The sequence below is a fragment of the Brevundimonas sp. genome, from assembly GCF_035627055.1.
Lineage (GTDB): Bacteria > Pseudomonadota > Alphaproteobacteria > Caulobacterales > Caulobacteraceae > Brevundimonas.
In genome coordinates, this window is record NZ_DASPMM010000022.1 from 136,911 (window position 1) to 161,363 (window position 24,453).

The following is a 24,453-nucleotide window of genomic DNA, read 5'->3' on the forward strand; positions in this document are numbered from 1 at the left end:
CGGCCCACCTAGGACGCGACCTGCGGCGTGACCAGCAGGGCGTCCACCGGCTGCAGCACGCCGTTGCTCGCCAAGGCTTCCTCGCCCGTCAGCCGGCCGCTCGCGCCGCTGTCCGAGCTGACGGTCACCGTCTGGCCCTCCCTGGAGAAGGTCAGCAGCGTCCCGGCCATGGTCCGCATCTGCACCTTGCCGTCCGCGTCGCGCTGGATCGCCGCCGCGATGTCGCTCCGCGTCAGGGCCCCCGGGACGATATGGGCGCGCAGCAGGGCCGCGCTCTGGGCCCGCAGGCTCTCGTCGGCGAAGTCGCCGGTCCCGGCCGAGCTGAACGCCGAGTCGGCCGGCGCGAACACGGTATAGGGGCCGACGCCTTCCAGCACGCCGGTCAGCCCCGCATTGGTCACGGCCCGTCCGAGCGAACCATAGCCGTCCGCGCCCTTCAGGGTCTCCGCGAGGGTCCGGCTTGAGGGCTGGGCCTGTTCCGAGCCGCCCGTCCCCGCCTTGTCGTCCCCGCCGCCGCAGGCCGCGAGCATGAGGACGGCGAGGGGCGTCAGCGCCCGGCGCATGATGATCCGCATATCCATGTCTCCTGCCGCGCGGCTCAGGTGAGCAGCTGGATGGCCGCCTGGACCAGCTGGGTGGTCGGGTCGACCCGGTAGATGTAGCCGTCGCTGTAGCGATACAGGCCGTCCGGCGTGTCCGCGTACCGGTTCCGGTACGGATAGGGCACGTTGTAGACGTCGTAGCCCGCCGGCATCGGCTGGCCGACGGTGATCGGCTGACCGGTCAACAGCGCCGCCACCTGGGTGATCGCCTGCGTCCGCGGATCGACGCCGTAGAGCGCGCCGTTGGCGTAGCGGTAGTCATACGGATCGCTCAGCCGGAAATAGTCGGAGTAATAGGTCGGGACGGGCTGGTAGGTGTACTGCTGCGGCCAGACCGCGCCGGGGGCCAGCGCACCGCCCAGCACCGGCAGCCAGCCCAGCACCGAGCCGCTCCGGTCGATCCGGTACAGGTAACCGTCGTCATAGCGGTACAGGCCGTCGTCGCGGCGGATGTTCCAGAGGTAGTCGTAGCGGGCCCGCGCCGCCATCTGGCGCGCCTGACCCGGCGGCAGGCAGCCGTTGTTGCGCTTGGCCAGGCCCGGAGGGCAGCCGGCGACCAGGCCCCGGTCCGGCTCGACCCGGAAGACCGTCATCGGTCCCGCCGCCGTGGTGCGCACCCTGCGCTCCGTCCGCCGCTCCACCGGGCCGAGGCGCCGTTCGACCCGAACCTCCGCACGATCCCGATCCCGGCCGTGTCCGCGTCCGCCAGACTCTGGCCCGCGCGCCATCGCCCGCGCGGCGGGCGCGCCGCTGCGGTCCTGACCTCGTCCGCGGGACTCCCCGCGATCCTGACCTCCGCCATGGCCCTTCGCCCGGGCCTCTCCGCCGCGATGACCGCCACCGCCCTTGTCCTGGGCGCCGTGGCCCCCGCCCTGACCGTGGCCGTTGCCGTGGTTCTGCGCCAGCGCCGCCCCGGGGACAGTGAGGGCCAGGGCCAGCGCGGCCGCTGTGGGGATGAATTTGTTCATGGGAACCTCTCGTCGAGCGGTTCCTGAAACGTCCGGTGTCCGACACCGTTCCGGCCCGCGTCGGGAGCGGGGATCCGCAGGGGCGCCGGGATGGCGGACAGGGTGGAACAGCATTATGGCTGAAACATCAGCAGCTTAAGTCGACCAAGTACCCTGAACTGATCGTTGAAATCGCTAGCGTATTTCGCTTCCTGACTAACCAAGTTTGACGCCTAAGCGGCCGACCACACCTGGTTCAAGATCTGAGCGGCCATGGCCGCCTTATCCTCAGGCAGGAAGCGACCGTAATGTTTGGCGACCATTTCAGGGGTGTCCTGAATGGCGTAGCTGGCCTGCTGATATGAACCGGTCATCTTCAGAACGTGCGTGGCCAGTACATCGCGGACGTTATGCGGGCCATGCGGAAGGAGGCCCTCCACGGCGCCGCGCCCGGTGTAGGGATTCTAGACGCCATATCGCTGAATGATGAGCCGCCAAGCCTCGTAGAACGTGGTCTGGTCGTAGGCGGGGTCGCGGGTCCGAGAGGACGCGCTTTTCACGAAGAGAGTTCCCGGGTCTGGCGCACCGTTCAGCAGCCGCCCACGATGTCGCTCCACGTAGGCATCCAGGTACCGGTAGAGGTCTCCGAGGTCAGGCAGGATCAACCGAAACGGCTTCCCGGCAAAGAAGGACGAATCCGCATTCTTAAAGGCGACGGCCGGGATGTAGACCTCCCAGCCGCCCTCCTTGGAGTTCCAACGGAGCTCGCCTCGCTTTAGATCGATCAGCGCACGCTCCGACCGGGGGATGGACCCGCGAGGGCACAGGAGCAGCTGGCGCAGGTTCTTCTGCCTGACGCCCAGGTGCAGGCCAAAACGGATCATGAGAAAGCTGCGCACGGCTTCGGCCGCGGCCTTGGGGTAGTGCCGTTCATCTGGCATCAGCCGCAGGACCTCCTCCGTGATCCTCCGGTACTCACGGAGCGGGCTTTCCGCCTCGAGCACCGGGAGTATGGGTTCGAACGGATCCCGATGTACCCTGGCGATCTTCTTGATCTCCCGGCTCGTCGCGCGAGCGTATTCGAACATCCGTTCACACGCCCCGGCCCAGTCGTTCCGCGCGTTCTTGATATCGTCTCGACTGACGAGGTTGGGGATTTCCACTAACCCATCGACCACAGCCGGCGTCTGGCGGAGCCAGCCGGAATCTTTGCGCACAAGCGACATGGCGACCATCAGCATGTCCAACTCCCACGCGGTGTAGAAGCCTCGCCGCTTGTAGCGCCACCTCAGATACCAATCCCAGACGGCGGGGAAGACTAGCAAGCCGAGGGAAAGATCGGACCGTGGAACGCCGAGACCCCGCACTTCGCCATCCGGGGGGGCAGCCAGTGCGCCGAACAGCAAGGACAGGTGTTCAACCTTCTGCGAAGCCGTCTCCGGCCCCCAGACGCCACTGCGTTGATAGCCAAGCGCCGTGAGCGGCGCGGTCTTGAACTCCAGAAGCGCACCCATCTCCCGGACCAATCTAGGAGGAGCATCGAGCACGCTTCTTCGCAGAGCCTTTCCGCTCTGGCCATGCATATGAGGGGGGAATCGCAGGGCGAACCGCTGTCGGGAAGCCGCGGCTTGATAGCGGCGATACTCCGTGTTCCCCGACACGATGACGTTCTGAACCCAGTCCAGGATTTCGGCCTGCTCGGCCGCGGGACGGCGCCGAAAATCATGGGGCAGATGCCAGGCCAGCCGGCGCTGCTCGCTTCGGGTGACGTCGGGAAGCGGCGCGCCTGCAGTCGCGCGACTTCTGTGGCCAAGCTTCTCCGCGAAATACCCCGATGGGAGGCAGTAGCGATGCTCGATCCGCTGCAGCATTTCACGGCTTTCAGCGGTGCGAGGCTCGCGGGCGCCGTTCATCCAGCTCTTGATCGTCTTGTGATCGAAGATCTCTCCCGGACGCAGGATCGCTCGATGCAGCGCCCAGGCCGTATCGCCGTGCCGCGCCATATGCAGCGTGAGCGCCGAAGCGAACTCGGGCACGTCCGTCCATTCACTGACAGCGGGGTCAGGAAACTCGATGACGGGGGTGGGGCGTCGTCCCCTCCGAGAAGCAGACCTCCCTCGAGAACCTGCGGCCGCCCGTGGTGGTCCCGACACCCGCTTCCGAGACTTTGAAGCCGCAGAGGGTTTGAGGGGGCGTCCGAAGGGGAATGACCGCGCGATGGCGTCGAACGCAGGTCTGATCTGCGGCGAGAGCGTTCGGACGGTTTCGAGCGGCAGATTTGCCTCGGCCGCTACAGCCTTCCAGTCGATGCCTTTCCCGCGAGCCGGAGCGTGCGCTCCTTGGTCGACGAGGCGAAGCAAGAACCTCTCGAAATCAGTCCGCTGTTGGTCGTTGAGAGAGGTCGCGAACTTGGACCGGCAGTAGCTTGTCATGCGGTCGGCGAGCGACCGCTCGGGACGTATGGTCATCTGAGCAGGGGAGGCGACGGAAACCGGGGCCGCGGGGTATCCGATTCTTCGGCCGCGCTCACCTCTGATCGCCGCCAACCCGGGCTTCAGTGTACATCTAGACAATCGCACTGACCGCTTCGGCCTGGCGCCTCGCGTTCGCCTTCCGCTATCAAACCAGCTTCCATGAGCTGCCTGGAGAGGCCCACGTGCGTTCGGTTTCGATCATTGTGCTTAGCCTAAGCCTGCTTGGCTGCGCGACCCCAGGAGAGTTGCGAGAGCAGGGTGCGAAATGGAGCGTCGCTTCAGATTGGAGCGTCGATCAGATGCGAGACTGCATTCAGGACAATCTCGGATTCGGCGGAATGTACGGGCTCAGCCTGCAACCGTATGGTGAGGGGTATCGGCTTCGGAACACATCTGGACAGCTCTACGGATCTGCGGAGGTGATGCCCGGGTCCCAAGGGGGATCCGTGATTAGCGGGTACGGCATGAGCCGCGCTCCGACTGGTTCAGATGGGCCGCTCGCGGTGTGCGTACAGCGCGGGCAGGGTAGGTTCATTACCAACTAGGCGCGTCGCGTGGCGATCTCTGAAGAGGTTCGAGAGCTCTTAGTGCAGATGGGGGATTTCGCACTGAGCGAAATCGGAAAAGCGCACGCGATGCCCGATTGCGGTGACGTTTGCGCCCCCAAACCAAGGGAAATGAGACTCGGATGGCCATCCCCGATGAAGAAGTGCGAAGGGTCCTCAACGCCCTAAGTGAAAGCTCGCTCACAGCAGTGGCCGTGCAGGCGCGTATCGCGATCGAAGAGTTGAGTGAGACAAACCCAGAAGGCCCATCAGAGCGATTAGAGGCCGGCAGAATTCAGGTTCGAGCATTGCGCGAGAGCCTTCTGTTCCCGCTGAAGCGAGAAATGGAGGCCACTCAGGAGCTACCAGAGTTGGCACGTCGGGTCGGCCTTAAGCCGAATGTCCTTGTGCTCGCCGATGAAAACGTCGGCGATGCGCCGCGTTTGGTGTCTCTCACCGATCGTGAGCGGTTAAAGCGGCTGGACCGCTTTTTGGCTGTACTTGCCCAAGAGTTAGATGAAGCGGAGCAGGCCATATTTCGTCGAGAGGGGCGCCAGCTGTGATTGGGGCGTTGACCGAAGCTGCCAATGCCTTGGCCGTGATTGCGCCGGACTTGAAAACCGGAAGCGGCAAGGCGTTAGAAGGTGCAGTGCTGTTCCACGTCGCGCTGGCGTGTGAGAATGGCTTTAACACCGTTGTGGCGCGGGACCACCGCGGGCGCCGACTGCGAGGCCGCTTCATTTTGCGCGGGGGCCCCGGGCATCTGTCTGACCCACGAGCTGCCAGTCCCGCGCCAAGCTACTTTGCGGTGACGATCTCTGGCTCCGAGTTTGAGCTCCACAACAGCTTGGAGTTCACAGGCTCCAGTGGTGAAGACCATGAGGTCGATGTGAGCGCGGTGTGGGCCGACGATGCCAGAGATGCGCGAGAATCCGCCCGGCGCATCCTAAGGGGGCCACCCGTCCTGGGCGTCGAACTGAAAGAGTTGAAGGCAGGGTCTGACCTCGACAAAAACGTCGTGCGCGCCTTCTTCGGGGTCATTGTAGATTTCATACCAGCTTGGAGTATCCGGTGGATGGCGCTCGGGGGGAGTGCGGGCTTCCATCGCGAGTTTTCGCAGACGCTACGTCCGTCCCAACAGTTCTGGATACTTACAACCGCTCGCTTGAGCGACCCCAGCCAGCGGTTTGCACGGGCGCAGGACATCAACGTGCAGGACGAGCTGGACCTGAACCGCCTACGAGATGCGACATCCAAGATGGGCGGATATCTTCATGCTCTGGGCACCTTCGGCAGATAGACAACACCGAACACGACGCCGACTCCTCGTGTCACGGTCGAGCGTCCGCACTCCCGAAGCGGGGAGGGCTCGGGAGAAGATGCTGAGCCGTTCGGCGTCTGTGCGGGGTACGATCAGAAGACCTCACTGGGCAATCTTGCGTCTGGGTGCACATTCGGAAAATCGCACTGAGCGACGTCGGCGCGGGGTAAGAATCGCGATCGGCCAACCCTCGATCAGGCGCTGTCCGCCTTCCGAGCGCTTGCATGCAGACCGGGTTCAGGCCTCTGTGCACCCATGGGAAAATACGATCCGCTGCGAGAGTATCTCAAACGCCAACGGGGCGACGAGTTCGAGCTCAGCTTCGCTGAGATTGAGCGGCGACTCGGAGCCCTGCTTCCCAACAGCGCGGCGCGACCGCAGTGGTGGGCCAATGTCGTCGACCCGGCGCTTTCACCAGTCCAACGCGAGGCTTGGAGAGAGGCTGGGTTCGATGCATTCCTGATGGTTGGCAAGGACCGGGTTCGGTTCAAGAGGCTTGGCTGAGAGCGCGCGGCCGCCTCGTTACCGAGGGCGGGTCGAAGCCAACCCCACCCGAACCGCGCTTCAGGGTACAATAGGGAAATCACACTGAGCTGCTGGCGTGGCCGCCATCGGCGGGGCCACTGATCCGCTTTCGCTGCGAGACTGCAGAACCGGCAGTGGCGTAAATCACAGGGGTGCGAAGCCCCGTCGCTTCAACTCCGCGAGGCCTTTTGCGGTCAGCATGGCTCGACCATCCCCTTGTGGACGCAGCCAGTCGCGTTGCGCCATCAATTCCAGCGCATCGCCCGGCAGATCGTTGGAGAGGGTGAACACCTGGTTCAGCCGCGGCCGTTGATCCGGGAGGGCCTCAACGCACAGCCATTCGTAGATTTCGCTGATCTCCAGATCGAGATCTTGGTCGATTTCGTCCATCCTCAAGCTCCGCACACGCGCGCGGGCGTCAGCGCTACGCACGCATCCATCTATAGGGCTCACTCAAGACTGAAGCAGCTAAGGCTTCTTCGGTGGATGAGGCGGGTTGGATCAAGGCGACCCACTCTCTGCCCATGATCGGTCCCAGGCCAACCTCTAAGCGTTTTGAGCTCTGGGTGGATATCTGGAAGAATTCACTGAGTGGACCGCAAGGTTTACAGATGTCTTATCCGTTCGCGGACTTGGGAAGGGACGGCAATGGTCGCGCAGACGGCAGGAGGGCGATCTCCAAGTCCTCCATTTCACACTTCGGTTGCGTGCTGGATCGATCTCCTGGGCTACGGAGAAATGATATCCCGAGCCCGGTTTAGTCCGACCCATCCCGAGGCGAAATCGGCAATCGGTCGCCTCCGTCGCTTCCATCGCATTGTCGCTGAGCACAGCAGCTCACGGTTTCCAACGCTTGTCATCAACGACGGTGCGGTCGGGTATCGGGACCTAAATTACCTCAGCAATGATCGAACGCTGCCGTTCTTGCGAAACGCGTTGCGGCTATTCGAGAGGGTCAACGCTGAGCGTACCAATGACCAGGCCGGGGCGAGGATGGTGGTCGCTGCCGGGTTCAGGATGAAGGGGCGTCCGCCCGGCGGGGCTGCGCACTTCGATGTGGTCCCGCAGTTGCAAGCAAACTTCGCCTTCACGGCTGCTTACCTCGCTGAGGACTCGGGGAGCGATGGAGGTTTGCCGGGAGCGAACTGCTACGTCGACATGAGCCTGTTTGGTCAAACACCGCCCGCGGTTCGCCTAGGCCCGTCGATTCCGTGGCGCCACAAGAAGCTGGACCTTACGAGGGATTTTGCACCTCTGCTTGGGACCGACGCATTGGACAATGCCAACCCAGCCGGCGTGCGGACCGGATACGAAGTTGCCTGCGCTCTAGCGCAGGAGGCAGACGTCCGGACCGCTCTTCGATCGTACCTAGAGAAACTAGGCGTCGAGACCGGCTGACAAGTTTTCCGGCTTGGTGTCCAAGCGGCGGGTCGCCTGGGTGTACATCCGGAAAATCGCACTGAGCGTCGTATCGATAGTACGCGCGTGTCGCCCGCATGTGGCGAGATCGGTCTTCTCGTTTGCTCTCTAAGGCCTTTCTGGCTCATGAAGGGGCAGGGGAGCCGCGCTTGGATATCGACACCTTCATCACTCGCTGGAGCGAGGCCCGCGGCGGCGCCGAGCGGGCCAACTATCAGATGTTCCTGTCGGAGCTGTGCGAGGCGCTGGACCTTCCGCGCCCAGACCCGGCCAGCCACGAGACCGCCGAAAACGACTATGTCTTCGAGCGCGGCGTGAAGCGGCGCGACTCCGAGGGTCCTACGCCCTCGACCCTGCGCATCGACCTCTACAAACGCGGCTGCTTCATCCTCGAGGCCAAACAGTCCCGCGCTCACCAACGCGACGACCAGCCGACCCTGTTCAAGGCCGATGAGACGGCCTCGACCGCCGCAAGCCAGGGCCGCTGGGACGTGCTGATGCGCAACGCCCGCAAACAGGCCGAGGACTACGCCTTCCGCCTCCCTGCCGACCACCCGGCCCCGCCCTTCATCCTCGTCTGCGACGTCGGCTATGTATTCGAGGTCTATGCCGACTTCTCCGGCTCGGGCCGGGCCTACGGCCATTTCCCCGACCGCAAGGGCTTCCGCATCCGGCTGGAGGACCTGCGCCGCCCCGAGATCGTCGGACGCCTGAAGGCCATCTGGACCGACCCGCAATCCCTCGACCCGTCGCGCCACGCCGCCCGCGTCACCCGCCAGATCGCCGAACGCCTCGCCGCCGTCTCACGCCGGCTGGAGCGCAACCACCCGCCGGAAGAGGTGGCGCATTTCCTGATGCGCTGCATCTTCACCATGTTCGCCGAGGACGCCGACCTGCTGCCGCGCGGCCAGTTTACGGCCCTGCTGGAAGAGTGCCTCGACGGCCCCGACAGCTTCGCCCCCCTGCTCCGCGACCTGTGGAAACGGATGGACGAGCCGCTCTACGAGAACCGCTTCTTCTCCGGCTTCAAGACCTACCTGCGCTATTTCAACGGCGGCCTGTTCCACGACGCCCGGGCCTTCCCGATGACGAAGGAGGAGATCGGCGAACTGCTGGCCGCCTCGCGCCACGACTGGCGCTATGTCGAACCGGCCATCTTTGGCACCCTGGTCGAACAGGCGCTGGACCCGAAGGAGCGCCGCCAGTTGGGCGCCCACTATACGCCCCGATCCTATGTCGCGCGGCTGGTCGAGGTGACGGTGATGGAGCCGCTGCGTGCCGACTGGAACGCGGCCCAGCTCAAGGCCGGCGATGCGAAGGAGCGCGGCGACCTCAAGGAGGCGGTCGCCGCCGTGCGCGCCTTCCATCACGCCCTGTGCACGACCCGCGTGCTCGACCCCGCCTGCGGCACCGGCAACTTCCTCTATGTCTCGCTGGAGCTAATGAAACGGCTGGAGGGCGAAGTGCTGGAGGCCCTGGCCGAGCTCGGAGAGACCGAGACCATCGGTCTGGAGGAAGTCGACCCGCACCAGTTCCTCGGCATCGAGCTGAACGTCCGCGCCGCCGCCATCGCCGAACTGGTGCTGTGGATCGGCTATCTGCAGCAGCACTACCGCAACCGCTCCGAACACCCGGCCGAGCCCATCCTCAAGGCCTTCGGCAACATCCAGCAGAAGGACGCGGTCCTGACCTGGGACGGCTATCCGGAGCTGCAGTTCGAGATGCGGGAGGGGGTGGCGGTGCAGGTGTTCCCGAACGCGCGGAGGCCCGAATGGCCGGAGGCGGAGTTCATCGTGGGGAACCCGCCGTTCCTTGGCAAGGGCGCTGCGAAACGAGGTCCGTTGGGCCATGCCTATGTAGAGGCCCTGTTTGCTGCTCAACCCCACGTGAATGAAGCGGCCGATTTCGTTCTCTACTGGTGGGATAGGGCGGCGGAATTGTTGGATCGGAAGAAGACGTCCCTGAGACGCTTCGGCTTGGTCACGACGAACTCGATCAGCCAAGTCCTTCAACGGCGGGTCCTGGAACGGCACCTGAATGGCAAGAAGGCATCGATTTCGCTCATCTTCGCTATCCCCGATCATCCTTGGACGCGTGCTGCCCGCGATAGCGCGGCCGTACGGATTGCCATGACGGTAGCGGAGGCGGGGCAGAAGGAAGGGCTTCTGCTCAATGTAAAATCTGAACGTGGGTTGGACACCGACGAGCCGGCCATCGAGTTTGAGGCCCACTTAGGCAAGATCAACTCCGACCTGACCGTGGGAGTTGACGCCACAACCGCCGTGTCACTTACCGCCAACGAGGGGATGTCATGCAATGGAATGATGTTGGCCGGGCAGGGCTTCGTACTTGACCGAGCCACAGCGACCTATCTCGAAGAGAGGGATGGGTTCGTTGGAAAATCGGCGCGGGTCATTCGCCGCCATATCGGTGGCAGCGAACTCACCAAACACAACGTCGATGGCTTCGTGATTGACTTTTTTGGCCTGTCGGAAAGCGAGGCTCGACAGTCATTTCCGGCAGCGTATCAGGTCATTCTCGAAACGGTTAAGCCCGAGCGCGAAGCGAACAGACGAGACGCTTTCAGGGAACGATGGTGGATTTTTGGTGAGCCTCGGCGGACCTTCCGGCCTGCCCTCGAAACGCTGCCCCGCTATATCGCGACGACTCGGACCTCCAAGCACCGCATCTTCCAGTTCATCGATGGTGATGTTCTCCCGAACCATGAAATCGTAGCAATCGCGAGCTCGGATGCCTTCGACTTGGCATCCCTCTCCTCGGGCATCCATGGTGTTTGGGCACTGCGTGCAGGAGGCACACTTGAGGATCGCCCTCGGTATAACAAAGGCCGAACCTTCGACCCCTTCCCCTTCCCCGACCCCGACGAAGCCGCCATCCGCGCCACCCTCCGTGCCCTCGGCGAGGAGCTCGACGCCACCCGCAAGACAGTGCAGGCCGAGCATCCGGACCTAACCCTGACCGGCCTCTACAATGTGCTGGAGAAGGTCCGCGCCGGGACCGCCCTCACCGAGGCCGAGGCCGATGTGAAGGCGCGTGGCCGGGTGCTGATCCTCAAGGACCTGCACGACCAGATCGACGGGGCGACCGCCGACGCCTACGGCTGGCCCCACGACCTGACCGACGAGCAGATTCTGGAACGCCTCGTCGCCCTCAACGCCGAACGGGCGAAGGAAGAGGCCGCCGGCCACGTCCGCTGGCTGCGTCCCGACTACCAGATCCCCCGCTTCGCCAAGGGCGCCGCCGCGCCGAAGAGCGGCGAGCTCGACCTCGGCGCGACCGTCGTTGACATTGACAAGGGCCTGCCGGCCTTCCCCAAGGACAAGGGAGAACAGGTCATGGCCATCCGCGCCCTGCTGCAGGCCTCCGGCCGTCCGATGGACGCCGCCGCCGTCTCGCGCGCCTTCAAGGGCGGCGGCAAGAAGATCGAGCAACGCGTCGTGCAGGCGCTCAACACCCTCGTCCGCTACGCCGAGATCACCGCCTTGCCGGACGGAGCCTTCGCGGCGGCGCGGCGGGCGGCCTGATTAGCGCTGAACACTTGCTCAGTGCACATTGAGACAAATACACCGGCCCCGTATGAGGTAGGCGAGGATCCCGGGCGGGGCTGTGAGTCAGACGGGGACGTTTTGACAAAGCAGGTCGTCGGTCGCTTCACCACAGATAACAGTGATCCGTCACCGCTATCTATAGTTATTGCTATGGACTAGGCTTCTCCCAACGGGGTGGGGGAACTGCCATGTTCAATGTTCTGAGTCAGATGGTGGTTGGGGGTATCGAGCCCCTCCCGGAGGAAGTGCGAACCCTCCTGCGGCCGTCGATCGCGGAGCTTGGCCTTCGAAGCCCGTTCCTCGATGATCTGGTACGGCTCATTGATGCGGGCGCGGGCTTTGAGGATTTGCGGGCGCGTGCGCTGCAGGCGTCGGCATCGGGCGAACTCGTGCGAGACGCGGCAGGTCTGCGGACGGAGTATGCCGACCTCATCGGTCTTTGCGACGCTTGGGACAGCGGCGAATCGACAGTCGACCTCGCACGGCCCGACGACGCTGAGAACTCTCTCGTACGACTGCACGACACCGTCCTCGCTGAGTTCCTGGTAAACCAGCGTCGCGATTTTGTCAGAGCGACCAACCGTGTCCTCAAGGCCGCCGCTCTCGTGGTCTTATCGAGCAAGATGTCTGAGGCCGATTCGAGGGGCGACTTTCAGCAGCGCTTCTGGAAATCCGGTGGGGTTCGCATCGACGTCCGCCTTCCCGCAGCCAAATCCCCGACCTGGCTCGGAGAAGGGCTCCCCGCACGTTCGCCCGGGTCAGGCTCAGGAGATGACAAGGCCGGCACGCCTCCAGCACCCGATCTCGCGCAAGATCAGCAGCGCCTGCGCACGCTCCAATCAGCGGCCCGCGAAGTGGCTACCGGACCGGCCGCCACTCTGTCGCCGGCGACGCGCACGTTGCTCACCGAGCTAGGCGTGGGTCGAGGACGGTTTGACGCGATCGCCGCCATCACGCTTCTCGATCGTGAGATCGGCGTCATCAGGGACCGACATCTCGCCGATCACGTCGGGGCTTGGACCGGTACGATTATGATCGGGACATTGCTCATCGATATCGATGATCGGGTTTTCTCAAATCCCGGCTGCGACCCCAAAGACCTGCCTTGCTACTGCGATCTCCTCGAGGATCTCACCTTTCGACACTGGGCGTCGTCGCAGGTGCATGTGCTCGGGATGGGGCAGGCGTTTCGCGTCAGACAGACCTTCAAGCAATACCTGCAGGGCGAACTTGTTCATACCGAACCGGTTCTGGCGGGGTCGACCAAGATCGCCTCGTTCCAAGAGCTGAACGAGACTGAGGAAACCTCGGACACCTTCACGAGCGAGGAGCGGGAGGAGGAACGCTCAGCCCGCAGTCAAAGCGAGTTCGAATTGAGCTCGGAGATCGAGCGTGAAGCGAAGAAGGAGCGAGAGACCGAGATAGGGGCTTCGCTCACCGCCAGCTATGGGACGGTCGCGATCAGCGCTATGGCGGGCTCGACGACGTCAACTGCGACGACTGAGGCAGTCAAGGAGGCGCGCAAGAACGCCCAACAGGTCGTGCAAAACGCGGTGAGTCGCATCCGCAATAAGTCGGAACAGCGCCGGACCTTGCGCACGCTGAGCCGCACCCAGCGCAACAACTCGTTCGAGGTGACGAACGGCGGCGGCTCGCTGACAGGTTTCTATTTTTCGATCAACAAAGAATACGAACACCAGTTGATCTTGGTCGACCGACGCTTGATGTTCCGCATCACAGTTCAACGCCCCTTGGCGTTTCTGCTGCACTGCCTAGCCACGCGGTCAGAGGCCGGTGTGTCGATCACGAAGCCAGTCGACCCCGAAGTTTATCCGATGCCCTTGGAAGGCCCACTGAAGAGCGCCAGCCAGATCACCCCACAGAACGCGCTCGCTTGGGCAGCCATCTATGGCGCCGAGGTTGAACCGGCCCCGCAGCCCATAACGGTCTCCCACGCCATGGCGGTCGATTACAAGCCTGACAAGTCGCGATGGGCGGGTGCGGAAACGATTGAGATCCCGAAGGGATACAAGGCCGATAGCGCGGCGCTCAACGTGTTGATGACCGATGTGATCGTCAGGACTGGCCCGTTCTGGTCGAACTCGGTCCCAGCGCAGATGGAAGTCCATCTGGGGGATAATCTCCTAGCGTTCTCCCAGTCGACCACAACTGCAACTCAGTGCGCTCTCAATGGGGAGGAAGCGGGCGTACGTTTGACCTATCACGCATTCTGTTGGGAACATGCGCTGAACGTGCTGGTCCACTGTACGGCGTCACCCACAGCCTACGCGTCGTGGCAGGTTAAGGCGTTCACCGCCATCCGCGACGCTTACGAACGGCGTAAGGCTGCCTACGACAACCAGGTTCAGGCCGCACTGATCAATCAGGGGGTCAAGCTCAGGGGCCGCAATCCTCTCAAGAACCGACAGTTGATCGAGGAAGAACTGCAGAAGTTTGTTCTCGGCGCCGTCTATCCGCCTTTTTATTACCGAGGCTTCGACTCTCTGAAGTTTGGCAAACCCTGTCATGAAAAGGACGGGGGGCCCGCTATGCCCGAAGTCGATTTCATAGACGCGCACCGCGAGACCCCGTGGGTCACCTTCTTTCTCCAAATGCTGGAGTTGAAGAACATGACCTACAAATTCCTGCCCTACGTCTTCGGCAATCGGCCCGACTGGATGACGTTGCGGCGACTTGAAGATCCCGATCCTCTGTTTGAGACCGCTATGACGGCCGGACAGGTCGTGATCGACGTGCCCGTATCACCCGGTATGACCGCCGCCTTCCTGCACTTCATCAACACCGGCGAGATCTGGGAGGGCGGCGATATGCCATTGATCGGTGATCCTATGTTCCAGGACGTGGCACACATGATCCAGGCGACTGAAGACCTTGACGACGGTGAGCCGGTAGAAGCGCCTTGGCAGGTCATCGCGCCGACAACCCTCGTCTACGTCTCCGATACCCCGCCGCCGCTACTGTAACGATCAGCTCCCGCTGCCGACGCCGTAATAGCCTTGGCGGAGCGTGAGGTTTTGCAGGTCCGGAAACAGGTGCCGGAGGACGGAATCGTAGTCATCCACGAGCCGTTGGCGGGTGGTGCGCGCTCTGCCGACAGCCGCTTCGATCTCGGCGCGAGCACCGCGGCGGACAAACGACTGCAGCGATGCCTTGCCCTCGAAATACAAGTCACGTCGCCAGTCATCTAGCGCCACAACTGGCGCCATTGCGAGCAACCCCTGCGCCGCCTGCGGCTTGGCCAAGGGAAGGACGATGGCGGATGTTGCTGAACCTGGGCGAAACCTGAACTGGACCCCTTCAAACTCAATCTCGGGGTTTAGGGCGGAAAGCGTGCCGACATAGTCCTCAAACCCCGTGAAACCAGAGGTCAGGAAGCCGCGATTGATGACCTCGGTCAGGGTTTGGGGTTTGACCTCGGCGACCTCAACCTGGCGCACCTGTACGACGCCATATTTCGGTCGGCCGTAAACGCAAATCGGGTCTCTCAAAAGCTCCAGAACCGTGGTGTCCCAGCGGACAGGGGCTGGCGCTTCGGGTGCTTCCGCCGGAGCTGCGGGGTCGCTCTCATCGCTCACCCCTTCCTCGACCGGGTCAGGGGAGGGGTCCTGTTCGCTGCCAGGGTGGAGCCCGAAGAGGGTGTTGAGAACCAGGGTGTCTATCGTGGCGGCGAAGTTTTCACCGTGCTGATAGAGCGTCGGTTGCTCCTGCCGTTCATCCTTAGCGATGGCCGAATGGCTTCCGACCTCCGGTTCCGTTAGGAGCGCTTTCTCAAGCCGTGTGAGCGCTTTGGCGCTGGCGGCGCCGCCGAGGTCGAAGGCGGCCTCCACTAAACCGGCTATCCTCGGATATTCGAGCGCCAGGCGCTTCACCTCGGCAAGGACTTCACCGACTGCGGCCTTTGCAGACGACAAAAGACGCAGCAGCGAGGCTCCGGCCTGAGCCAAGACCAGCAGACGCTCAAGTCGCTGCTCGCCCGCCTCATCTCCGCCTGCCCCAGAGAGAGGGCCGATCAGGCGGGCGAGGTGGTCTGCGCACCGATCCGCGATCTCTGGGTAGATTTGTAGGGGAACGCCTGCGGCATCCACCTTGGCGCGCACGTCGCTGTCGTTCATGCCCTCTCGCACACCCCTCCCAAACGGTTTGGGTGTTTCGCCCTGGGCTCGGGCCTTCGCTCTCTCGCGCAAGACCTCGAGCGGTTTGGCGATCAGCATCGCCTCGAAGGCATCCAGAAAATCCGTCGGCGGCTGCGGCGGCTCCGCGATCACTTCATCGGCCTTGGCCAGCACAGAACCCACTGGATCGATCGGTGGCGCTGAAGTCTGTGGCGGCGTGAACTCCCAAAACCTGGCGACCTGTTCGGAGATGGCGTGCAGTAGGGAATGGTACACGTCGGTCGGGCCGAAAAACCCGGTGACCACCTGCGGTTCGAACTGGCCCGTGAAGTCCTTCGGAAGGTGTACGAATTCGAAAGCGGTTTGTGGTCGCTGCCCCGGAGGTATGGCCTCCATTGAGGTGTTTGAGGTCACAAGCTTCGCCAACTCACTGAGCGTGAAGCCTTCGACCCATTCGTCGTCGAGACTCGAGTTTGAGACGATCAACCGTTCGAGAAAGTTCGAGTGCGCGAAATAGTCCTCCAAGACGTGCAGAGTGAAGCCGAGCTTCACGAGATCCGCGTTATCGAGCGTCAGCGAGCTTCGAAGGGAAAGGCTGTTGAGAAAGCCGCACGCAACCGTAATCGCATCGTAGAGGTAGCGTTTCATGCCAATATCGGCCGGGCCAGGGTCCGATGTGACAAAGCTTGCGAACTTCGCTTTGATCTCAGCGGGAGAGGCGCCCTTGACCAGGTCATAGGCAAGGGGACGATCGAGGTGCTGGTGCGGCATGTAGGTGCCGAAGTGCTCGTTGAAGAGCGCGTAAACCTCAGTCGCGGAAATCTTCTTCGGTTCGACGGCCTTTCTGCCAAACCGCGAAAGGCACTGAAACTGCATGATCGTATAGACAAGCTCCATCGTTGACCCGAACGCTTCTGGTCCCGATACCCGCAAATTGGGGAGGTCCCTGGCCCGCTTCAGCTCTTTCAAGTGCTTGCGCGCGTCGGCGCTCACCTCATTGAGATCGTCGAGAATGGCAGCTTCGACACCGAGGCGGCGACCGGCCTTTTCGAGCACCTCAAGCTTCCAGAGAATATCGGACGCAAAGGCCTGAAGCTTGCCGGCCAAGGTTTTGGGCGCCCCAGCGATCTGCAATACGAACTCGGCGACCGCCGGGTCGTAGACCTGCGACATGTCTGCAATCCAATTGCCGAGATAGACGCAATAGGGGTCAGCGGGCGAGTTGATGCGCTCCAAACCCTGTTGAAGGGTAGCGGACCAGCGGTCGTAGATGGCTTCATGGTTGGTCGCTAGCATTGGCCCCCCCGACCGATGCCGAGGGGAGTTCGACCCCTGACAGCGAGCGGTTACGCTATCGCCGATGGCGCAAAAGAGCCACCATCAATGGATCTTCCAGCGCCACGTGCCGTGACGAGCGGTCATTCAGTGCACATTAAGAGAAATGCACTGGAAGGTGAGGGGAGGGGCCGCTTTTGACTCGTAGCGGCTATTGCAAAGGTCCGCTTAGGACACGGGCTTTCGGCTCGTCTGAAACTATTTGAACAGGCGCGAGAGCAGCCCCCAAAGGCTGACCGTCGAACGAGCATAGACCCGATTGTAGGCAGCTTTCTTGGGATTGGTTAGCCAGCCGGCACCGCGCGGCGCCTTGACGCCGAGACTGTGTCGCACGACCCGCTTGAGGGATGTCCGCGCCGCGAAGCTTTTCCGCAAGCTCGGCTTTCTCAATCCGAATTTCATCGCCATCTCCCCGTTAGTCCTACTATGACGGGTGGTGGTGAGGGACCGCAAGTCGGGCCAACGTTGTCACTGCAGTTCGGGGGATCTGATGTCAGACTATGATCAAGTGCCATTCGCGGGGGTGGAGTTCGCTGATAATCCTGAACCGCGCTGCCCGTGCGTGCTGCTGCTGGACACGTCGATGTCGATGTCGGGCGCCAAGATCCAGCATCTCAACGAGGGCCTGAAGGTCTTCATCGAGGAGATGAAGAGCGACAGCATGGCCGCCAAACGGGTCGAGCTCGCCGTCGTCACCTTCGGCCCGGTCGAGGTGGTCCAGACCTTCGTGACGCCCGATCAGTTCTACCTGAATGATCTGCGGCCGACTGGGGACACCCCCATGGGCACCGCAGTGCAGACGGCCCTGTCCCTTATTGAAGAGCGGAAGTCGGCCTACCGGGCCAATGGGGTCGGCTATTACCGCCCCTGGGTCTTCCTGATCACGGACGGCGAACCGACTGACGACGTCTCGGCGGCCACAGCCGCGATCCGCGTCGGCGAGGAGAGCAAAGCGTTCATGTTCTATGCTGTGGCGGTGGAGGGTGCGGATATCGACCGGCTGAAGTCTCTCACCACGCGCACGCCCCTCAAGCTCAAAGGACTGGCCTTCCGGGAGCTCTTCGTCTGGCTTTCAAACTCTCTCGGCAGCGTTTCGAGGTCGCAGCCGGGCGATGCTGTCCCACTCGACAATCCCACTGCTCCGGACGGCTGGGCCGTGGCCGGCTAATGTGGCGCTATGCTGCGGCGAGGACGACGGGCTCCTCCCATCTGAAACGCGACGAAGTTTGCCAGGACCGGTTCGAGGTCTGGTCGGCCGACGGTGTCTTTCTCGCCGCCGTCTCTGATGGCGCCGGCAGTGCGAAACGCGCCGAGGTTGGGGCTGAGGTCGCCGTCCGGCAGGCGCTCGCATTCATGCGCGCCGGTCATCAGGAGGCGACAGACTGGCCGGCGCTGCTGGCTTCCGCCTTCGATGAGGCCCGTGCGGCGGTGCTGGCCCAAGCGGATTCTGAAAACCTGCCCGCGCGTGACTTCGCCTGTACCCTACTGCTTGTCGCCCTGACGCGGGAGGGCGGGGCGGCAGGGCAGATCGGCGACGGCGTGATCGCCCTGCGCGATGACGCGGAGGAGGGCTGGTCCTGGGTGTTCTGGCCCCAGAAGGGCGAATACGCCAACATGACGCGGTTTCTGACTGATCCAGAAGGGGCCAGCCCGCCCGATCTAGCCGGCATCCGTAAGTCCGTCTTCGAGATCGCCCTTATGACGGACGGTCTCGAAGCCCTGGCGCTCAACTACTCGGAGCGACGCACCCACGATCCATTCTTCGAAGGAGTGCTGGCCCCGCTTCGGTCGGCGGAGGCGGTCGGCGAGGTCGAGGATCTGTCGACGGGACTGGCCGACTTCCTGGCTTCGCCCCGCGTCAGCGAGCGGGCCGATGACGATCTGACCCTGGTCATCGCCACCCGGACGGTCTCGTAAAGATCGATGTCTAACTTGGTGGTCGCCAGCACCGGAAAGCCTCTGAGGCTCCTCGCGGAGATCGGCAAGGGCGGCGAAGGCGCGGTGTGGTCGCTGGCCGACGCATCCGATCGGGTCGCCAAAATCTATCTGAAGCCGCCGAGCCCCGCCAAAGTAGAGAAGCTTCGGCTCATGGCCGCAATGCCCGGCAGAGACCTGTCCAAGGTCGCGGCTTGGCCGCTGGATCTGGTTCTCAATGGCCGCCGGGAGGTGACGGGCTTCATCATGCCCAGAGTCGCGGCCCATTCCGATGCCCATGAGCTCTACAGTCCAAAGAGCCGGGCCGGGTCCTTCCCGGAGGCCGATTTCCGATTCCTGGTTCACGTCGCCTCTAACGTCGCCAGAGCCTTCAGAGCGGTGCACCGCACCGGCTACGTCATCGGCGATGTCAACCACGGTCATCTTCTTGTCGGGCGTGACGGCCGTGTTGTCCTAATCGACTGCGACTCATTCCAGACACCCAAGCCAAACGGCGTCCTCACATGTGATGTCGGAGTGGCGCTCTTCACGCCGCCGGAGTTGCACTGTCGATCGTTCAAAGGTCTGGTCCGCACCCCCGACCATGACGCCTTCGGGATGGCGGTCCTGATCTTTCATCTGCTTTGCATGGGTCGTCACCCCTACGCGGGGGTCTGGTCCGGGCGGGGGGAGATGCCGATCGAAAAGGCGATCGCCGAGCGACGCTTCGCCTACGGCGCTCACCGCAAGACCATGATGATGGACCGACCGCCGGGCACGGTCGACCTAGCGGTCCTCGGCCCGAGGATTTCGGGTCTGTTCGATGCCGCGTTCGCCCCGACGCCGGGACGCCCCCGGCCGACCCCGGCGGACTGGGTCTCGGCGCTCGACACGCTGAAAGCCGCCCTCAAGCCCTGCACCGCTTCAGGCGCGCATTTCTATCCTTCGCATCTGGCTGGATGCCCTTGGTGCGTGATTGAAGGCCAGACCGGCGCGCGTCTTTTTGGCCATCGCATCCGGGGTGAAGCCGGGCAGGTCATCAACATCGCGGCCCTGTGGAGCCAGATCGAGCGCGTCACGCCGCCGCCCCCCGACCCGGCGCTCCCCTCCGCGGGGCTCTGGAAGCCTCCCGCCGGGATGGACGTCCCGTCTCCCCTCCCGAAGCAGGTGCGGATTGCGGCCTCGGTGGCGGCGGTCTGCATCGGCCTTGTCGCGTGCGGATCCGACGGCGGGGTGGGCCCTATGGGCGGCATGATCGGTGCAGGAGTGGCGTTCGCCATTTGGCCTCGCGTGTCGGCGGCAAGGCGCCAGGCGCTGGCCGCCGCCGTCAGCACGGCTCAGGCGACCTGGAACCAGTTGGAGGGACGGTGGAGGTCTCAAGCGACCGTCGCCGCCTTCCTGACCCTGAAAGGTCAGTTGTCTGAAGCTTATACCGAGTTGAAGGGTCTTCCCGCGCGCAGGGTGAAGCTCTTGGCTGAACTCCAGGCGAAGCGTGAGGCGCACCAGAAGGTTCAGTACCTGGACCGCTTCCGCATTGATCGGGCGCAGATTCCGGGCGTCGGTCCCGGTCGGGCCGCGACGTTGGCGTCCTTCGGCATCGAGACCGCGGCCGATGTTGAGCGCTACAAGGTCCTCAATGTGCGGGGATTCGGGCCCTCGCTCTGCGATGCGCTCGTTGGCTGGCGCCGGCAACATGAAAGCCGGTTCCGGTTCAACCCCGCGGCCCCGGTGGATCCGCGCGAGACCCGTCGTGTGGAGGACACGATCGAGACCCGGCGAAAGCAGCTAGTGGGCCGACTGCAGGCCGGGCCGCGAGAGCTTCTAACGTCTCAGTCGAACATTCTGGCGGCCAGAACCCGACTTGAGCCTGTCCTCAAGTCGGCGTGGGACGACCTGCAGCTGGCCCTGGCTAGACAGCGCGCAGCGTAAGGCCCCCCTGCCTAGGCGGTCGCGTGCCGCTGCGAGCGCGGCTTGCCTCAATCCTCAAAGGCCCCGTCATTACGGCCCAAAGTTGATCCATCGCCATCGACTAGGAATGACTCAACGAGGCTCTTCGTAAGGTCCGCATTGAAGGCGGCGCTGGTACCTAATCCAGTGCGTACGCAACTGACTCACCGGAGCCGTCGACGCGGTCCGCTGCGGACACTGCAGATGGGTACGTCCAGTCCCCACCACGCTCACCGGTACTTCCCGCTTCGATTGTCAAACGCCTGCTTAGTGCCCTCAAGCACGTTGACGACGTGCGAATTAACGACACCGTCTTCTATCGAACCGGAGTGATAGCTGATGGACGAATTGTGCCTGCGATCGAAGGATGCCCGGATGATCTGCTCCGCGTCGCATACAACGGCCAAATTCGGGTTGTGAGTCACCATTATGATTTGACGGTTCTTCTTCGCCTCACAGATCACAGGAACCAGAAGGTTCACAATCGTTTCGTTGTCCAGATTTTCCTCCGGTTGATCGAGAATGATCGGGTTCCTGCCCCGGTCAACAAGAAGGTAGAAGATAAGCAGCAACGCGCCCCGTTGACCCGGAGAAAGCTGCTCGATCGGCGTGTCTTGGAAAAGAAGCGTGTATTTCGGTTCGATATATTCAAGTCCGTAGACGTAGTCGTAAACTTCCTCGGGCTGCCTTTCCTTGCGCATGAGCGGGGCGATGCCCTTCCCGGAAGGCTCAGATTTTCGGCTATGATCCTCTAGCAAATCCGCGACCGACTTCACGAAGCTCGCGGCTCCCTCAGGCGTGTTGAACGACACCTGATCCGCCCGAAGCTTGATAGCTGCTCTGCTCTCATCTTCGCCGCGCAGGTCGCCAACGTGCTGTTTGACCATCGAGAAGAGCGTTTCCGAGAAAGCCTCGTGGAACACGCTGAGGTTCGCCTCAAACTGGAGCTTGTACTCCTCCCTGATAAGGGAGTTGGCCTCGATCACATCCTGTAGGGGCTTGAACAAGAGGGAGCGGGCCTCTCGTTGTTGGGAGAGGATATCGTAGATTTTTCTGACCAGTTCGAGGCGTTCGCCGGAGCGTACTTGAAGACGCTCCGGCAGGCTCAGGATCATTTCGCGGCGCTTTTCCAAACCCTTGATCGTGTCCGGGGTGTCGGCATCCCCCACAAGAGCTTCTCGCCGAGCTTCCCACGCCTTCGATGCTTCCAAGTAGGATTGTCGCAAGCGTTGAGGCTCATTGAGCTTCTCCCGAAGCGCAACAGCCTCGGCTTCCAGTCGTTGCCTTTCAGCCTTCGCCTGCTCCGACTTATCCAAGCCTTCTTTGATTTCACCCTCGAACGCCGCAGTAGCCGCTTGCAGAGGGGCTTTGTCGATCTTGGCCTGCAACACGACAGAGAGTTGCATCCCGACGGTAGCAAGATCCTCCGCGACGTCGGCTTCAAAGAGGGCGATTTGTCCTTCAAGAATGGCGACCCTATCGAGGACACTTTTGGCTGCTTGTAGCTTGGTCCGCGCGAGGGCCTGCTGTTCGTTGGCCGCTTTCTCAAGCGCTGCTGCGGTGTTGAGCTCGACTGAAATTTCCCCAAGCCGGGCAGCTGCCTTCTTCTGCTCCTCGTTCAGTTCTCCTGTGGGCTCGGCGACCTCCTGAGGCTTAGACGCGTCAAGCTCCTCAAGCTGAAGATTTTTCAACCGTATCTGCTCATCCAGATTGCTCTTGATGCTCGGATGCATGTTCCGTTCGATCGCTGTGATCTTACGGTTCAGCTCGGCTAGATTTTTCCGGTGCTCGGCGAGTTTCGCCCTAAAGCCTTTCTCCTGGGTCTCGGTCAGCTGATCGAAGCTGAGAGCTCCCAGTCTCGCCTCGCCGAGATGGTCGAAAATGACAGACCGGAGCTCCAGCTCAAAGCCATCAGACTTTCCGCTCACATGATCGTTGCACAGGGCTTCGAAGCGGCCCTGCGGAATGTATTTCACCAACTCGACCCGATCGCTCGACGGATTGTCTGCCAAGTTTGCTTCGTTAGGTGATCCCGCTAGCCAGTGCAGCGCGCCATCAAACTGGCGGGCCGGCTCTCCTGATTTTCCCCTGAAGCGGTCAATCCGAAGGAAGGAAAAGTGGTGTGGATCTTTCGAGTTACCTAGCAACGCGATGACATCTGCGAGGGCGCTCTTCCCGCTGCCCTTGTTCCCAATGACGGCCACAAGGTCAGGATTCAGCGGCAGCTCAACGCCGTCGAACCAGACATCCGTCAAAGGACTTCCGTCCACTTTCCGAAGTCCCACCTTGTCGATGTAGAAGGTGCGGTCTGCCTTTACCTTCTCCCGCTTCGGGGGGGAGCTACCGATGAAGCACCTTTTCTCCGGCTCTTTGATAGCCTGCAGAAGGCCTTCCCATGTCGGATCGGCTTTGATCCAAGTTCTCCGACCAGAAGGATAGTCGCCGTAGCCTCGGCGGTCGTTATCCCCCTCGACGCCTACAAAGCAGTGAGCGTCGCTGCCTGACACAGGCAACCTTGGCACTCCGCCGAGCGCAGCCTGAAAGGCATCGAAAAACTTCTCATTCTGAGGCGTTCGCGTTCCGACAAAGGCTTGCCAAGTCGGATCGTCTCTTACCTCGAATATCGTAGAAGCCCGAAACAGGCTCAGGGCGTAGGCGTAATGCTCCATTGGGTTGATACCGCCGAGACCGTCATACGTCCCCCAGGGCATGAAGCCGACCGCGAGTCCCACGGGCAGCCGCTTCAGAGCTTCTTTGTATGGCTCGACTTTGAGCTCTGCGATCTCGTAGCCAGCCCTCAGCGCGACTTCATCGTCGCTATCGACAACTTCCTTTTTATATCCGTGCGTTTTGAGCTTGTCCGCGCCGGCATCTCGAGCGCACTCCCTCAGAGCGGCCGGCGAGAGCGGCTTATCGATCAGCTCGATCCGCATGGCGGATACGAAGTCCCGGAGCTCTTGCTCAGGCGCATTGTCCGAGAAGATCATGTGGGCGTTGAGACGCCCTTTGGGCGAGCACACACGCAGCTCGATCCCGGGGAACACTGTTTTGGTGAGCGCAGGCGCGCCTGGTTGCGCGAGTCGGTTCTTCAGCGCGAACCACCCATCGAAGCTCCAGTAGTCCATAATAGCGAACACGGCCGGCCTAGCCTTGTTCATCGCGTCGATCATCTCATCGACAAGGGCGATGTTCGCGGCCGAATTCATGTCCCCAACAAACTTCGGACCCTTCCAGAAGAACGAGGCAGGGGTGTGGATGTGGAGATCCCATTCTCTCCATTCAGAACCCCTCGGATACTCAATGCTCATGCTTTCCCCCAAAACTTGTTCATGGGAGGCTAGCCCCTACGAAAGATCATGCAACCCAACCGCGACGTGGCCTTTCGTGGGCTTGAACCAAGAGGTCCGCTTCCCGGCGTTGATCCGATGTCCCCTGATGCGCGTTCGCGACGTCGGAGACCGCTGCAGATGACTCAAATCGGCGGTTTTGGGCGTCATCCAATCGCAAAGTCAGGGCACCCGACCGGAGCGGACAGCCGACAACGGTGCCGCAGCGTGTCAGACCGGATACTCGCTCATAGGATCAGTCACGGGCGAGGGCCTTGCGTCACGCTTGCTCGAGCGGAAGCAGCCGGCCGCGCCGCCCGATGCGTGCGACGGGACAGAGCAGGTCTTCGAAGGCGTCCTACATCCGCGTTCCTCTGGCAGAGATCGAGATACACG

At 62.5% G+C, this 24,453-nt stretch carries 16 protein-coding genes; 8 read left to right on the forward strand and 8 right to left on the reverse strand.

Features of this window, described 5'->3' with window-relative positions:
* Positions 1–8: 8 nt before the first annotated feature.
* The 4 genes from VEA98_RS11340 to VEA98_RS11355 form a co-directional block, all read right to left on the reverse strand.
* On the reverse strand, positions 9–581 hold the full coding sequence (locus tag VEA98_RS11340) for a fasciclin domain-containing protein (protein ID WP_324814320.1): 573 nt from the start codon (positions 579–581) through the stop codon (positions 9–11).
* A gap of 17 nt (positions 582–598) precedes the next feature.
* Positions 599–1,570, reverse strand: coding sequence for a hypothetical protein (locus VEA98_RS11345; protein WP_324814322.1), 972 nt, complete (start codon positions 1,568–1,570; stop codon positions 599–601).
* Between the two features lie 212 nt (positions 1,571–1,782).
* On the reverse strand, positions 1,783–1,989 hold the full coding sequence (locus VEA98_RS11350) for a hypothetical protein (protein WP_324814325.1): 207 nt from the start codon (positions 1,987–1,989) through the stop codon (positions 1,783–1,785).
* A 24-nt stretch (positions 1,990–2,013) separates the two neighbouring features.
* Positions 2,014–3,585 (reverse strand): hypothetical protein, encoded by a 1,572-nt coding sequence (locus tag VEA98_RS11355; RefSeq protein ID WP_324814327.1) that lies wholly within the window; start codon positions 3,583–3,585, stop codon positions 2,014–2,016.
* Positions 3,586–4,711: 1,126 nt separating this feature from the next.
* Between VEA98_RS11355 and VEA98_RS11360 the strand changes: the two genes are divergently transcribed.
* The 3 genes from VEA98_RS11360 (at position 4,712) to VEA98_RS11370 (ending at position 6,393) form a co-directional block, all read left to right on the forward strand.
* Positions 4,712–5,131 (forward strand): hypothetical protein, encoded by a 420-nt coding sequence (locus tag VEA98_RS11360; RefSeq protein WP_324814330.1) that lies wholly within the window; start codon positions 4,712–4,714, stop codon positions 5,129–5,131.
* Between the two features lie 8 nt (positions 5,132–5,139).
* Positions 5,140–5,868: a hypothetical protein gene (locus VEA98_RS11365; RefSeq protein ID WP_324814333.1), complete on the forward strand. Its 729-nt coding sequence runs from the start codon at positions 5,140–5,142 to the stop codon at positions 5,866–5,868.
* 276 nt (positions 5,869–6,144) lie between these two features.
* Positions 6,145–6,393, forward strand: a complete 249-nt coding sequence (locus VEA98_RS11370; protein WP_324814336.1) for a DUF7662 domain-containing protein — start codon at positions 6,145–6,147, stop codon at positions 6,391–6,393.
* A gap of 165 nt (positions 6,394–6,558) precedes the next feature.
* On the opposite strand, the gene VEA98_RS11375 is transcribed toward VEA98_RS11370, so the two are convergent.
* Positions 6,559–6,804, reverse strand: coding sequence for a hypothetical protein (locus tag VEA98_RS11375; RefSeq protein ID WP_324814338.1), 246 nt, complete (start codon positions 6,802–6,804; stop codon positions 6,559–6,561).
* A 1,178-nt stretch (positions 6,805–7,982) separates the two neighbouring features.
* On the opposite strand from VEA98_RS11375, the gene VEA98_RS11380 reads away from it, so the two are divergent.
* Both VEA98_RS11380 and VEA98_RS11385 read left to right on the forward strand, forming a co-directional pair.
* On the forward strand, positions 7,983–11,378 hold the full coding sequence (locus tag VEA98_RS11380) for a class I SAM-dependent DNA methyltransferase (RefSeq protein ID WP_324814340.1): 3,396 nt from the start codon (positions 7,983–7,985) through the stop codon (positions 11,376–11,378).
* 212 nt (positions 11,379–11,590) lie between these two features.
* Positions 11,591–14,386, forward strand: a complete 2,796-nt coding sequence (locus VEA98_RS11385) for a hypothetical protein (protein ID WP_324814343.1) — start codon at positions 11,591–11,593, stop codon at positions 14,384–14,386.
* A 3-nt stretch (positions 14,387–14,389) separates the two neighbouring features.
* Here VEA98_RS11385 and VEA98_RS11390 read toward each other — a convergent pair whose 3' ends face one another.
* Positions 14,390–16,831 (reverse strand): hypothetical protein, encoded by a 2,442-nt coding sequence (locus tag VEA98_RS11390; protein WP_324814345.1) that lies wholly within the window; start codon positions 16,829–16,831, stop codon positions 14,390–14,392.
* A gap of 237 nt (positions 16,832–17,068) precedes the next feature.
* Positions 17,069–17,278: a hypothetical protein gene (locus VEA98_RS11395; RefSeq protein ID WP_324814348.1), complete on the reverse strand. Its 210-nt coding sequence runs from the start codon at positions 17,276–17,278 to the stop codon at positions 17,069–17,071.
* 82 nt (positions 17,279–17,360) lie between these two features.
* Here VEA98_RS11395 and VEA98_RS11400 point away from each other — a divergent pair, with 82 nt between their 5' ends.
* The 3 genes from VEA98_RS11400 to VEA98_RS11410 are packed head-to-tail and all read left to right on the forward strand — an operon-like array spanning position 17,361 to position 20,713.
* Positions 17,361–18,038 carry a vWA domain-containing protein gene (locus tag VEA98_RS11400; protein WP_324814350.1) on the forward strand — a complete coding sequence of 226 codons (678 nt, stop codon included), beginning with the start codon at positions 17,361–17,363 and terminating at the stop codon, positions 18,036–18,038.
* Positions 18,038–18,787 (forward strand): PP2C family serine/threonine-protein phosphatase, encoded by a 750-nt coding sequence (locus VEA98_RS11405; RefSeq protein ID WP_324814353.1) that lies wholly within the window; start codon positions 18,038–18,040, stop codon positions 18,785–18,787. The genes VEA98_RS11400 and VEA98_RS11405 overlap by 1 nt, the downstream gene beginning before the upstream one ends.
* 15 nt (positions 18,788–18,802) lie before the next feature.
* A complete protein-coding gene (locus VEA98_RS11410; RefSeq protein ID WP_324814356.1) occupies positions 18,803–20,713 on the forward strand; it encodes a hypothetical protein in 1,911 nt (636 codons plus the stop codon).
* A gap of 248 nt (positions 20,714–20,961) precedes the next feature.
* On the opposite strand, the gene VEA98_RS11415 is transcribed toward VEA98_RS11410, so the two are convergent.
* Positions 20,962–24,039, reverse strand: a complete 3,078-nt coding sequence (locus VEA98_RS11415; protein WP_324814359.1) for a TrlF family AAA-like ATPase — start codon at positions 24,037–24,039, stop codon at positions 20,962–20,964.
* Positions 24,040–24,453 lie beyond the last annotated feature (414 nt).